The organism is Tatumella sp. UCD-D_suzukii (assembly GCF_000611875.2).
Lineage (GTDB): Bacteria > Pseudomonadota > Gammaproteobacteria > Enterobacterales > Enterobacteriaceae > Tatumella > Tatumella ptyseos.
The window spans coordinates 39,667-51,706 of the sequence record NZ_JFJX01000009.1 but is presented as its reverse complement, the minus strand read 5'-3'; the positions used below and the strand labels follow the sequence as shown (position 1 = coordinate 51,706).

At 55.1% G+C, this 12,040-nt stretch carries 11 protein-coding genes; 9 read left to right on the top strand and 2 right to left on the bottom strand.

Annotated elements, in window-relative coordinates:
- Positions 1-53: 53 nt before the first annotated feature.
- Positions 54-935 carry an SUMF1/EgtB/PvdO family nonheme iron enzyme gene (locus tag CG67_RS03965; RefSeq protein ID WP_025901692.1) on the top strand — a complete coding sequence of 294 codons (882 nt, stop codon included), beginning with the start codon at positions 54-56 and terminating at the stop codon, positions 933-935.
- A 55-nt stretch (positions 936-990) separates the two neighbouring features.
- Here CG67_RS03965 and CG67_RS18480 read toward each other — a convergent pair whose 3' ends face one another.
- Together CG67_RS18480 and CG67_RS18475 are read right to left on the bottom strand one after the other, a co-directional pair.
- Positions 991-1,179, bottom strand: a complete 189-nt coding sequence (locus CG67_RS18480) for a GNAT family N-acetyltransferase (RefSeq protein ID WP_235501098.1) — start codon at positions 1,177-1,179, stop codon at positions 991-993.
- 26 nt (positions 1,180-1,205) lie between these two features.
- Positions 1,206-1,481 carry an acetyltransferase gene (locus CG67_RS18475; RefSeq protein ID WP_235501097.1) on the bottom strand — a complete coding sequence of 92 codons (276 nt, stop codon included), beginning with the start codon at positions 1,479-1,481 and terminating at the stop codon, positions 1,206-1,208.
- 619 nt (positions 1,482-2,100) lie between these two features.
- Here CG67_RS18475 and CG67_RS03955 point away from each other — a divergent pair.
- Genes CG67_RS03955 through CG67_RS03920 form a run of 8 tightly spaced genes read left to right on the top strand, consistent with a single transcriptional unit; the run spans position 2,101 to position 12,039 of the window.
- Positions 2,101-3,573, top strand: coding sequence for an aldehyde dehydrogenase (locus CG67_RS03955; RefSeq protein WP_025901691.1), 1,473 nt, complete (start codon positions 2,101-2,103; stop codon positions 3,571-3,573).
- A 26-nt stretch (positions 3,574-3,599) separates the two neighbouring features.
- Positions 3,600-4,268, top strand: coding sequence for a haloacid dehalogenase type II (locus tag CG67_RS03950; protein ID WP_025901690.1), 669 nt, complete (start codon positions 3,600-3,602; stop codon positions 4,266-4,268).
- Between the two features lie 15 nt (positions 4,269-4,283).
- Positions 4,284-5,561: an FAD-binding oxidoreductase gene (locus CG67_RS03945; protein WP_025901689.1), complete on the top strand. Its 1,278-nt coding sequence runs from the start codon at positions 4,284-4,286 to the stop codon at positions 5,559-5,561.
- Positions 5,562-5,590: 29 nt separating this feature from the next.
- Positions 5,591-7,195 carry an ABC transporter substrate-binding protein gene (locus CG67_RS03940; protein ID WP_025901688.1) on the top strand — a complete coding sequence of 535 codons (1,605 nt, stop codon included), beginning with the start codon at positions 5,591-5,593 and terminating at the stop codon, positions 7,193-7,195.
- 17 nt (positions 7,196-7,212) lie between these two features.
- Positions 7,213-8,169 carry an ABC transporter permease gene (locus tag CG67_RS03935; protein WP_025901687.1) on the top strand — a complete coding sequence of 319 codons (957 nt, stop codon included), beginning with the start codon at positions 7,213-7,215 and terminating at the stop codon, positions 8,167-8,169.
- The gene (locus CG67_RS03930) at positions 8,166-9,023 is read left to right on the top strand and encodes an ABC transporter permease (protein ID WP_025901686.1); all 858 of its coding nucleotides are present in this window, start codon (positions 8,166-8,168) and stop codon (positions 9,021-9,023) included. Before CG67_RS03935 ends, CG67_RS03930 begins: the two co-directional genes overlap by 4 nt.
- Positions 9,020-10,690: an ABC transporter ATP-binding protein gene (locus CG67_RS03925; protein ID WP_025901685.1), complete on the top strand. Its 1,671-nt coding sequence runs from the start codon at positions 9,020-9,022 to the stop codon at positions 10,688-10,690. Before CG67_RS03930 ends, CG67_RS03925 begins: the two co-directional genes overlap by 4 nt.
- Before the next feature lie 17 nt (positions 10,691-10,707).
- The gene (locus CG67_RS03920) at positions 10,708-12,039 is read left to right on the top strand and encodes an FAD-binding oxidoreductase (RefSeq protein ID WP_025901684.1); all 1,332 of its coding nucleotides are present in this window, start codon (positions 10,708-10,710) and stop codon (positions 12,037-12,039) included.
- Position 12,040 lies beyond the last annotated feature (1 nt).

The following is a 12,040-nucleotide window of genomic DNA, read 5'->3' as shown; positions in this document are numbered from 1 at the left end:
CACTCCTGCACAGCTGTACCACCTACATCATTACCCAACACGGACGATAAACCATGACCGGACAGACTCTTTCACGCCTTAGCCTGACAGCACTGGTTCTGGTCGTCATCACCGGCTGTCGTGATGAACAAAAAAATAAAGCCGACCAGGACGCACTGGTCCGTACTTCACTGGATAATCTGGTGACAGTGAAAGGCGGTGAGTTTCAGATGGGAGATTTTGGCCCTCTGGTGGCTGAAAAACTGCCCTACAACTTCGACCTGGACACTCCCCTTCATCCGGTTACGCTGTCCGACTTTCGTATAGGGAAATATCGCATCACCTGGGGAGAGTTTAACCGCTGGTTATCAATACAGGGACGAGATAAAACAAACTATTACAGATCGATAATGGATCTAAAATCCCGGGATTTTCAGACCGATAAAATTTCTATCAGCAACTCTTATCCAGCAAAGTCTAATTGGCAGGATGCCCGCAACTACTGTCAGTGGCTGGGTAAAATAAGCGGCCGCAATATGGATCTCCCCACCGAAGCACAGTGGGAATATGCAGCACGCAGTCGGGGACAATTTATTATTTACGCGAACAGTGACAACAAATGGCATGATCACTCTGATAAATCCCGAAATTTTGCCGACGACTTTCGTACTGATAACTCATTTAAAAAACCGGTAGGCAGCTATCCCCCAACCCCCCTGGGTTTGTACGACATGATGGGGAATGGCGCTGACTGGATAAAAGATTGGTATGCGAAAGACTACTACCTCCATTCTCCTAAAAAAGACCCACAAGGTCCTGAAAATGGTACGAGAAAAGTAACAAGAGGAGAGAATCGTAACGAAGACAACTCTTACACTATAACTCGTGGAAGTTGGGATCCCGATAATGAGTGGCTTTCCGGTATCCGCTGCGTGGAGAACAGTCCGCTGAAGTGATGCCATTTACCACAACATCCCGACAGTGACCTGACGTGCGCAGCCGGAATGGACTTCAGGAATGTGCGTCCTGAATAGCAAAGGCAGCTAAACGCTGATTATCTAATCGGAAATACTGCTTTTCTTCGACCATAACAGCCCCAAGTGACAAGTAAAAGTCGGCAGCTTTCGGGTTGCTTGTTTCAGCGGTCCAATCAAAACGAGTGCAGCCATGTTCAACTGCGAAAGCCGCAATAAATCGCATGAGTGATTTACCGAACCCTTGGCCCCTCACGCTGCTGATGTGAAGAGATCTTTCATGTATGCCTGCCCGGAACACTTTGGCGCAGGGAACATCAGCGTGAACGTGGCAAATCCGACGAGCGCACCCTCTTTCCATGCTCCCGGAACGTTTACACCTGAATAGGCGGAGAAAACGCTGTTGGTCAGATAAGGCAGCATTTCGTCATAACTGGCAGCTTCATTCCCGAAGTAATAAGATTCCATTTCGACAAAAAGTCTCGCCAGATCTGGAATATCCGAATCCCGGCAGATCTCGATTTTCATACGCATCCTTTATTTTTTGCAGTCAGTACGTCACCCAAATCTTCTGGCTCTGCCACCGCAGAATGCCCCAGCTAACTTTGCAACAGTACCGTTAAAATGCCGCTCAAATTTATTAAGGTTCGTCAGACGCGGAACTCATCGGGGCGCGGGTGAAGGGTCTCAATAAATATGTACAGCGATAGTAAATTCTTATCAGTAAATATTCTTATTATCTGTTTTCTGCGGGAGGAACAATCCGGGCAGGGTGCGATTCGGTGCCCGATAGGAATGGTTTATTACTCCGGAGAGGAAAAGGAAAATACAGATGATTTTCTTATTTATAAATCCCCGGGATCAACGTATTTCTCTGCCGGCAAGCCACACTGCACTCTGCCGGTGCAGTGCTGCACAATGGATAAGCGGAAGAAGATTTTTATAAGCCTATGTAAATCATGAGGTTACAAATAACCAAAAATTTACCGTTAACTGACTTCGGGATTCGGCATTAAATTTTTTTTTGCCCTTCATGAAACGCATTAAATTTTTTAAATATCTGGCACGCCTTCTGCATTAATCACAGGGAAGACAGCGGCGTAATGAATTCTCACTTTCATCTCCTGTTTAAAATAAAGGTAAATATATGCTGAGTTTTGATCCGGATAAAATTGATATCCCTGAAGGGAATTTTATTGGCGGCGAATACCTCAAAATGAAAGAGGGCAGTCTCGCGGTCAATCGTCCTTCAGATGGCAAAACTTATGCCTCACTGTCAGAAGCCGGAATTAATGACGTCGATGATGCGGTGAATATTGCGGAAAACGCCCGTCAGGAAAGTGGCTGGTCTGCCTGTTCTCCGCGTGAACGCGGGGCGGTGATGCGCCGCTGGGCCGATCTGATTGAGCAGGACAGCGACTATTTAGGGCGGCTCGAAGCGGCAGGCTCCACCCGACCGGTGACGGAGGTGATGCAGCATGAAATTCCGTTTACGGCGGCGGCTATCCGTTTCTACGGTGAATGTGCCGACAAATACAGTGGCGACCTGCTGCCGACCGCCAGCCACAGCCTTGGCATGGTGATCCCTGAGCCTTACGGGGTGGTCGGGGCGATCACCCCCTGGAACTTTCCGCTATCAATGGCCTCCTGGAAATGCGGGCCGGCCCTGGCGGCGGGCAACGCCGTGGTACTGAAACCGTCTGAACTGACCCCTTTTTCGACCGCACGCATGGCAGAACTGGCGGTCAGGGCAGGGTTACCGGCCGGGGTGCTGAATATCGTCCAGGGCCGCGGTCAGCTCACCGGCAGTGCACTGGTGAAGCATCCGCTGGTCAGGAAAGTCTCCTTCACCGGGTCAACCGCCACAGGCGCCGGAATAATGAGCGATGCGGCGGTCCATGGTATGAAACCCGTTACCCTCGAACTCGGCGGTAAAAGTCCGCAACTGGTGTTCGATGATGCCGGTGACCCGCAAGCCATCGCCTTACGTATCTTCCGCGGCTTTACCGCCAACGGCGGCCAGGCCTGCGTTGCCGGGACCCGGCTGGTCATTCAGCGCGGCATCGCCCCGGCGGTGACGGAACATCTTATCAGGCTGTGCAGTCAGGTGACGCCGGGCAATACCTGGCTTGAAAGCAGCCGCTACTCCCCGCTAATCGATCACCGTCAGGGCGAAAAAGTCGCCGGGATTGTGGCGCTTGCCCGTGAGCAGGGGGCCGAAGTGTTGACCGGGGGTGAACGTTTTGCAGGTACCGGCGAAGGCTGGTTTTACCGGCCGACGTTGCTCAGCGGGGTCAGTCGCGAGAATTGTGCGGTGCGCGAAGAAATCTTCGGCCCGGTGCTCACTCTCCAGTTATTTGACGATGAAGAAGAGGGGCTTGCGCTGTGCCGGCATGAGACCTATGGCCTCTGTGCCGGAGTACATACCTCAACGCTGGCGGTCGCGCTGCGCGCCATAAAGTCACTGGATGCCGGCACCGTGTGGGTCAATCGCTACGGCCGGAGCGGAGACTTTATTATTCCGACCGGCGGTTTTATGGGGTCAGGGATAGGTAAGGACCTGGGTAAGCAGGCTTTCCAGGCCTGTCAGCGGCAAAAAAGCGTTTTAATCGATTTCTAACTCACTACCTCAAGCAGGAGAATATCATGGGCGTTTTCAAACCTAAATTTATCACGTTTGATTGTTATGGCACGCTGATTAATTTCGATATGGCGGGGGCCGCCTCGCGGCGTTTCGCCGACCGTGTACCCGCGGATGTGATGCCTGCCTTTATCCGCGATTTCTCCTCCTACCGGTTGGATGAAGTTCTCGGGGCGTGGAAGCCCTACTACGACGTGGTCAGCCAGGCCCTGCAGCGTGCCTGCAGGAAGTGGGGAGTCGACTGGCAACCGGCAGATACCGATTACATCTACAGCGACTGTGCTACCTGGGGGCCGCATCCGGATGTGCCGGAAGGGTTGGCTGTACTGGCGAAAGAATTTCCGTTAGTCCTGCTGACCAACTCCATGAAAGACCTGATCCCGCACCATATTCCGCGGCTGGGCGCACCTATCCATATGGCGATCACCGCGGAAGAGACCGGTGCCTATAAGCCGCATATGCAGGGCTTTGAATACATGCTGAATAAACTGGGCTGTGGTCCGGAAGAGATCCTGCATGTCTCCTCCAGCTTACGTTACGACCTGATGACGGCGGATGACCTGGGGATCACCCACAAAGTCTTTGTAAACCGCGGACATGAGCCAGGTAACCCGGGCTACCGTTACACAGAAATCAATGGCATCAACGAACTGCCTGCGGTTGTTGGCATGTAACCCGGGAGCAGACTGATGAAACTGGAATCTTTCTGGCAGGCCAATGCCCCGGTGTTTAAGGGGGCAGCACAAACGCCATTACCTGAACGGGCAGATGTCGTGATCATCGGCGGAGGATTCAGCGGGATCTCTGCGGCCCGCAGTCTGGCTAAGCAGGGGATTGATGTCGTGGTTCTGGAAAAAAACGGCATTATGAGCGAAGCCTCGGCCAGAAACGGGGGCCATTGCAACAGTGGCATTGCCAAAAGCTTCGCCGACCTGGTGGCCAGAAAAGGACTGGAAAAAGCCTCTGAAATGTACCGCGCCTACGATTCTGCGGTGAATTATGTCAGCGGGATCGTCAAAGAGGAAGACATTGCCTGTGACTTCCGGTTCTGCGGAAAACTCAAGCTGGCCAGTAAACCGGCCCATTTCGACGGATTGCGGGCAGCCTGTGAGCTGATGCGTAAAACGGTGGACCCGGAGGTCGAGCTTATCTCCGCGGCAGACATTGGCCGAGAAATTGACAGTCAGGCCTTCCACGGTGGATTACTGCAACAGCGCGGTGCCAGTATGCATATGGGGAAATTCGGGGTCGGTCTGGCAGAGGCCGCGGTACGCCACGGTGCCCGTATTTATGAACATCACGCGGTCACGGCGATGACCCGCCTCTCCGGTCAGCGCCACCGGATATCTACCGCCAAAGGGGACATCATCGCCGATAAAGTCTTACTGGCGACCGGTTGTTCATCTGACGGGCCTTTCCCCTGGGTTCAGCGGCGCATTGTACCGGTGGGTAGTTTTATTATCGTGACCGCACCGCTGGCCCCGGATCTGTTGCACCGGTTACTGCCTCATGACCGAACCTACGTTAACTCAATGAATATCGGTAATTATTTCCGTACCACTGCCGATCACCGGCTGGTATTCGGCGGCCGGGCACGTTTTGCCATCAGCAATCCTGCCTCAGACAGCCGTAGCGGAGAAATACTGCGCAGTGCCATGGGCAAGGTCTTTCCGGCACTGGCCTCTGCACCGGTGGATTACTGCTGGGGAGGGATGGTGGATATGAGTGCCGACAGGCTGCCCCATGCCGGAGAAGAAAATGGCGTGTATTACACCATGGGGTACAGCGGTCACGGTACCCAGATGTCGGTATGGATGGGGAATGTCATGGCAGACCTTATCAGTGGCCGGGCAGACAACAACCCCTGGAATGATAAACCCTGGGCACCGGTGCCTGGCTATTTCGGCAAGCCCTGGTTTCTGCCACTGACCGGGTTGTATTACAAAGCGAAAGATCGCCTGTTCTAACTGAATCGTTCCAATTGCGGAGAGCGTCGATGAGCAAAGATGATAAAGATTTTCCGAACCAGCACACGTTAACCCGTTCCCTGAACCGGGGATCCCTTTCCCGGCGTGACCTGATTAAGCTCCTCTCTGTCGGGGCCGTGATCGGCAGCGGCCTGCCCGGTTTCTCTGCCAGTGTCCTGGCCGCGGAAGTGCCGGTAAAAGGCGGAAAAATGCGGGCGGCTATGTCGAACTCGTCAGCCACCGATACCCTGGACCCGGCAAAAGCCAACAACAGCGCAGACTATACCCGCCAGTATATGTTCTATAACGGGTTAACCGAAATTAACCAGACATTAGTCGCCACCCCAGCACTGGCGACCGCACTGCAGTCGGATGACGGCATCCGCTGGCAGATCACGCTCCGCAAAGGGGTCACCTTCCATAACGGTAAAAGCCTGACGGCTGACGATGTTGTCTGGTCTTTGTCCCGGCATAAGGATCCTTCCGTCGCCTCCAGTGTGTTTAGCCTGGCGCAACAGTTTAAAACGCTGACCGCCGTCAGCCCGCAGCAGGTCGAGATTGTTCTGCAGGGGCCGAATTTTGACCTGCCGCTGATGCTGGCGATGCCTGCGTTCCTGATTGTGCCGGCAGACACCACCGATTTTAACAAAGGGATCGGCACCGGGCCGTTTGTCTGTCAGGCCTTCGTCCCCGGGTTGCATACCCTCGGAAAACGTAACACCGCTTACTGGAAGCCCGGACTGCCTCATCTTGACGACATTGAACTGCTGGGCGTCCCGGATCAGGCCGCCCGCGTTAACGGACTGATGTCCGGTGATTTACATATCTGCTCGGCGATCAGCCCGGATTATGCGCAGCGGTTAAAAAACAGTGGCGGGCAGTTTGGCGTTCTGGAAAGTAAATCGGGAATGTATACCGACCTGATTATCCGCACAGATATCACCCCGGGCAAAAATGAAGATTTCGTGATGGCGATGAAATATCTCCAGCCCCGGGAGATGATGGTCAATACCGCGTTACTGGGCTACGGCACCCCCGGCAATGATACCCCGGTGCCCCCCTGGCATCCGCTGTACAATGCGGATCTCAAACCCCGGCCGATCGATACCGATAAAGCCCGTTTCTATCTGAAGAAAGCAGGGATGAGCGGAGCCAGTGTTGAAGTGGTCACCGCACCGACCCTGGACGCCGCCGAGGAAGGGGCGCTGATGATGCAGAATATTGCCCGTAACGCCGGGCTGAATATTAATGTGCGCCGTGTTCCTTATGAAGGCTACTGGTCGACACACTGGATGAAAGATCCTATCGGGTACGGATCGGTTAATCCACGGCCGACGGTCGACCTGTTGTTTTCTCAGTTCTATCTCTCCACGGCGGCAAACAACGAATCAAAATGGCATAACCCGCAGTTTGATCAGCTGGTGGTGGCCGCGCGCGGCGTTCGTGATGAGGCTAAACGCAAACAGATGTACGGGGACATGCAGACGCTGATCTACAACCATTGCGGCACACTGGTGCCTGTTTTTGTCAGCTCGCTGGATGGTTACAGCCACCGGGTGAAAGGGCTGGCGTCCAGCCCGTCAGGCATGATGATGGGGTACCGTTTCCACGAAAATGTGTGGCTGACCGCCTGATTAACAAGGAGAAGCCCATGAACCGTTTTATGATGTTGCTGATCGCCCGACGGATCGGGTCGGGCATTCTGACGCTGCTCATCGTTTCCATGGTGGTGTTTTTTATCACCAGTTTATTACCCGGTGATGCCGCACAAATGATCCTCGGACAAAATGCGACACCTGAAACGGTGACGGCTTTACGCCACCAGCTGGGGCTGGATCAGCCCTTGCCGGTGCGCTATTACCACTGGTTTACCGGCCTGATACAGGGGAACTTCGGGGTTTCTTACGCCAGCCGGTTACCGGTCTCTGAGCTGATCTCCCCGAGGATCCCGGCCACGCTCGAACTGGCCGCGGTCACGACCCTGGTGTCTGTCCCGCTGGCGCTGTTTATCGGTTTTTCTGCTGCCATGCAGCGTGATAAATGGGTCGATAAGGCTCTGGTGACCTGCACTATGGCTACGGTTGCAGTGCCTGAGTTTCTGATAGCGACCGTCGCGGTAATGGTGTTTGCCGTCAGGCTGCATTGGGTTTCTGCGATGTCATTTGGCAGCCCGAATGTGGATCTGATGAGTTTTATTCAGGCTTACGCACTGCCGGTGCTGACCTTATGTTGTGTACTGACGGCGCAAATGGCCAGAATGACACGTTCGGCGATCATCAGTCAGCTCGACAGCCCCTATGTGGAAATGGCACTGCTCAAAGGCGTGTCACCGGCCCGGGCCGTGCTTCGTCATGCCTTACCCAATGCTGCCGGGGCTATCGCCAATGCCATCTCGCTCAGCCTGTCTTATCTGTTTGGCGGCGTCATCATTATTGAAACGATCTTTAATTACCCCGGACTGGCCAGCCAGTTGGTGGATGCGGTCAGTAACCGGGATCTGCCGGTAGTACAGATTTGCGTCATGCTGTTCGCCGCCTGTTATCTGCTGTTATTGCTGGTCGCGGATATCATCACTATCGCTTTTAACCCGAAGTGGAGGAGCTCATGAGATACCTTTCCACCGCATGGTCTTTTTTTCAGTCGCTCAGGTTTTCCGGAAAGCTGGGGTTACTGATCACGCTGTTCTGGGTAGTGATGGCGATCCTGGGCAGCAAAATCGCCCCGTATCCGGTGAATGATATCGGCAGCGGGCCTCTGTTCAGTGGATTTTCTGCCAGGTTCTGGCTGGGAACCGATTATCTGGGGCGCGATATCCTGACCCGCATCCTGTATGGCAGTCGCTATACGCTCGGGCTTGCCCTGACGGCGGCCGTGCTGGCCAGTGTGGTGGGTACCTTGCTGGCTCTGCTGGCGGCGGTCAGTGGCCGCTGGCTGGAAGAAATTCTCGGGCGAGTCAATGACGCTTTACTGGTTCTGCCCGGCAAAGTCCTGTCACTGATGATTGTCGCCGTTTTTGGTTCGTCGTTGCCGATGCTGATCGTTACGGCGGTATTTACCTACTGGCCCGGTGCCTATCGGATAGCCTTTGCCCTGGCCAGCCAGTTACGGAACATGGACTACGTCAGGGTGTCGCAACTACGCGGAGAAAGCCGGGCCTATATCGCGCTTTTTGAAATTCTGCCGAATATGATCCATCCGATGCTGGCAGATTTTGGCCTCAGATTTATTTATATCGTCCTGCTGCTGAGCGGGCTCAGCTTCCTGGGACTGGGCGTACAGCCCCCCCAGGCTGACTGGGGAACGCTGGTCCGCGAAAACATGCAGGGATTATTTAACGGTTCACCGGCGGTCCTGATGCCGGCGCTGGCGATAGCCAGCCTGACCATCGGGGTTAACCTGTTTATTGACAGTCTGCAAAGTCTGCGTCCGACGACGCTGGCGCTGGCGAAGGAGGAGGTATGACAGTGTCTTTCTATCCTGATAATGCGGTGGTGTCGGTCGATAACCTGCAGGTCTGTGCCATCAATCACGGAGTGGAAACTGAGCTGGTTAGCGGTATCAGTTTCTCGGTCAGAAAAGGGGAAGTGCTGGCATTGATTGGTGAGTCCGGGTCGGGAAAAACGACTATCGCAATGGCGCTGATGGGCTATGCCCGTCAAGGTTGCCGGGTGACCGCGGGGAAAGTCCAGGTCGCCGGCAGCGATGTTAGTGCGCTGTCGCCGGCACAGTTGCGGGCATTTCGCGGGGATAACGTCGCTTATATCGCGCAAAGCGCCGCCGCGTCGTTCAACCCGGGCATGAAAATTATCGATCAGGTCACCGAACCGGTACTGATCCACGGAAAAATGAGTAAAGCACAAGCGCGGGAAAAAGCGATCGGCCTGTTCAAAGAACTGGCCTTGCCGGACCCGGAGACTATCGGTCAGCGCTATCCGCACCAGGTGTCCGGCGGGCAGTTACAGCGTTTAATGACGGCTATGGCTTTGATGGCAGACCCGCAGGTCATTATTCTCGATGAGCCGACCACCGCACTGGACGTGACCACCCAGGTGGAAGTCCTGAAACTGTTTCGTAAGATTGTCTCAACACGCAAAATGACGGCCATTTATGTCAGCCATGACCTCGCGGTTGTCGCGCAGATGGCAGACCAGATTATGGTTTTGCAACGCGGAAAAATCGTCGAATACGGCCCGGCCGCGCAACTGCTCAGCCACGCCCGCCAGCCTTATACGCTCCAGCTCATGGACGCGGCACGCCAGGTGATGCGGCCCGGCGGCTGGAGCAGGGATCATGGAGATGTGCATCCGTTACTGGAAGTGCGTGATTTGTGTGCCGGTTACGGGCCACGTAATAGCGAAGGCATCCCGAAAATCCGCATCAGTGAGAATATTCAGCTCAGGCTGTGGAAAGGTCAGGCCGTGGGGATCATCGGCGAATCCGGGTCCGGTAAAACAACGCTGGCACAGGCCATCGCCGGCATCAATCCGGCCTGGTCGGGGCATTTACTTTTTAATCATCATTATATTTCCCGTGACCTCGGACAGCGCAGTGTCCGGGAATTACAGCAAATACAGTATGTTTTTCAGATGGCGGACACGGCACTGAATCCGGCACACACTGTGGCCGCGATCCTCAGTCGTCCGTTGCAGTACTTTTTTAAGCTGCGCGGAGCCGCGCTGGAACAGCGGATTTCAGAATTACTGGATCTGGTCAGGTTACCGGACACCGTTCGCCATCGTAAACCTGCCTCATTGTCCGGCGGTCAGAAACAACGGGTCAATCTTGCCCGCGCACTGGCCGCCAACCCGGAAATTATCATCTGCGATGAAGTGACGTCAGCGCTGGATACCGTGGTCGCGGCGGCGATCCTGGACCTGATAGCCGACCTCAGACGCCGGTTTAATCTTTCGGTGTTGTTTATCAGCCATGATATGCATGCCATCCGGGCTGTGTGCGATGACATTGTAGTGATGCAGCAAGGGCGGATTGTGACGCAGATTGCACGTGAGGACTACGCAAAACCGTCGAGTGAACTCTACTTTGAACGGTTAAAACGGGCGGTGCCGGAACTGCGCCAGGGCTGGCTGGATGAACATCAGGATGTCGTTAAAACCGGTGTCACTGCTTAACAGAGGATAATTTTTTTATGCCGGCATTGATAAGATATGTACAGGACAGCCCCCATTTCCCGGATGCCGCCGATGTGGTGATTATCGGGGCCGGGCTCTCCGGTTCGGCCGCGGCCTGGGAATTAACCCGCAAGGGACTCAGGGTGGTGATTATCGAAAAAGGGCTGGTCGGTGCGGAACAATCCAGCCGTAACTGGGGCTGGTGTCGCCAGCAGAATCGTGATGAACGGGAATTACCGTTGATTATTCACGCCTTGCAGCGCTGGCAGGAACTGAATGAAGAAACCGGCGAAGAACTCGGCTTTCGCCGATCCGGGCTGGTGTACGCCACCCGCGACCCGGCGGAAATTGCAGCCTGGGAAAACTGGGGGAAAATGGCCCGCCATTATGATGTCCGCAGTCACATCCTCAATGCTGCCGGGGCAAAAGCCCTGACCCCGGGCAGTACCACCGACTGGCTGGGGGGTGTCCATTCACCCGATGATGGCTATGCAGACCCGTCGCAGGCCGCCCCGGGGCTGGTGGCGGCGGCACAGCGGCAGGGCGCTTTGGTGTTTCAGCAATGTGCGGTACGCGGTCTGGATATTTCTGCCGGCAAAGTCAGCGGTGTGATCACCGAGCGGGGACTGATCAAAACCTCCGGGGTGATCTGTGCCGCCGGGGTCTGGACCTCCCTGTTTTGCCGCCGGCATGGTCTCGAATTGCCTCTGGGAAATGTGATCGGCACAGCCTTTCGTACCCATCCCATCGACCAGGTGGTGACCGCGCCGTTTTATACCGGCAGTTTTGCCTGCCGCCCGCAGGCCGATGGTGGTTATACCGTTTCTGTCTCCGGAAAAGGGCGGCTGGAACCGGGCTTCCAGGGGCTGAAATACAGCCGGCATTTTTATCAGACGTTCCGCGCACGTCGTAAAAATTTAACCGTCGCGCCGGGGCTGTCCGCGTTTATCCGTGGCCCGGAAACCCTGGCACGCTGGTCGATGGACGGCGTTTCACCGTTTGAAAAGGTCAGGATCCTGGATCCGCAAGCCGACCACGACATGGTCAGGCAGGGGCTTGCAGCGATGGTAAAAGAATTTCCTGCCTTACAGGGGCTGCGTGTGTCACAGTCCTGGGGCGGGATGATAGACAGTACCCCGGATGCTATCCCGGTGATCTCAACTGTCCGGCAGATCCCGGGGCTGGTACTTTCCGCCGGGTACAGTGGTCACGGGTTCGGGATCGGCCCGGGCGCGGGCCGTCTGGCGGCCGATTTAGTGACCGGGGATACCCCGATTGTTGACCCCGCACCTTATCGCTACGCACGTCTGGTTGATGGCAGTGATCTTGATGCACCTGGAATGATGTAAG

Bases quoted from the DNA above. Each gene is read 5' to 3' on its own strand.
- CG67_RS03965 (WP_025901692.1), top strand. From the start codon at position 54: ATGACCGGACAGACTCTTTCACGCCTTAGCCTGACAGCACTGGTTCTG.
- CG67_RS18480 (WP_235501098.1), bottom strand. From the start codon at position 1,179: ATGCGATTTATTGCGGCTTTCGCAGTTGAACATGGCTGCACTCGTTTT.
- CG67_RS18475 (WP_235501097.1), bottom strand. From the start codon at position 1,481: ATGAAAATCGAGATCTGCCGGGATTCGGATATTCCAGATCTGGCGAGA.
- CG67_RS03955 (WP_025901691.1), top strand. From the start codon at position 2,101: ATGCTGAGTTTTGATCCGGATAAAATTGATATCCCTGAAGGGAATTTT.
- CG67_RS03950 (WP_025901690.1), top strand. From the start codon at position 3,600: ATGGGCGTTTTCAAACCTAAATTTATCACGTTTGATTGTTATGGCACG.
- CG67_RS03945 (WP_025901689.1), top strand. From the start codon at position 4,284: ATGAAACTGGAATCTTTCTGGCAGGCCAATGCCCCGGTGTTTAAGGGG.
- CG67_RS03940 (WP_025901688.1), top strand. From the start codon at position 5,591: ATGAGCAAAGATGATAAAGATTTTCCGAACCAGCACACGTTAACCCGT.
- CG67_RS03935 (WP_025901687.1), top strand. From the start codon at position 7,213: ATGAACCGTTTTATGATGTTGCTGATCGCCCGACGGATCGGGTCGGGC.
- CG67_RS03930 (WP_025901686.1), top strand. From the start codon at position 8,166: ATGAGATACCTTTCCACCGCATGGTCTTTTTTTCAGTCGCTCAGGTTT.
- CG67_RS03925 (WP_025901685.1), top strand. From the start codon at position 9,020: ATGACAGTGTCTTTCTATCCTGATAATGCGGTGGTGTCGGTCGATAAC.
- CG67_RS03920 (WP_025901684.1), top strand. From the start codon at position 10,708: ATGCCGGCATTGATAAGATATGTACAGGACAGCCCCCATTTCCCGGAT.